This window comes from Cobetia sp. SIMBA_158 (assembly GCF_046566945.1).
Lineage (GTDB): Bacteria > Pseudomonadota > Gammaproteobacteria > Pseudomonadales > Halomonadaceae > Cobetia > Cobetia amphilecti.
In genome coordinates, this window is the sequence record NZ_JAWJYL010000473.1 from 1 (window position 1) to 266 (window position 266).

Sequence of the window (266 nt, forward strand, 5' to 3'; positions counted from 1 at the left end):
CCACCGGTGAGCGCGAAGTGCCGAGCAAGATGATTGGCAATCTGGTGATGGAGCAATTGAAAAAGCTCGATAAAGTCGCCTATATCCGTTTTGCCTCTGTCTACCGCAGTTTCGAAGATATCAAAGAATTTGGCGAAGAGATCGCGCGCCTGGAGGACTACGCCGTGCAGGACGAGTATTACATGGCGCGGGCGCTAAAGCTGGCGCAACGAGGACGTTTTACCACGCATCCCAACCCGAATGTCGGGTGCGTCATTGTCAAAGAT

At 53.0% G+C, this 266-nt stretch carries 1 protein-coding gene; it reads left to right on the plus strand.

Going from position 1 to position 266, the window contains the following annotated elements:
* The coding region (locus tag R2R70_RS20730; RefSeq protein ID WP_410979010.1) for an ATP cone domain-containing protein at positions 1 to 266 on the plus strand (266 nt) is incomplete at both ends.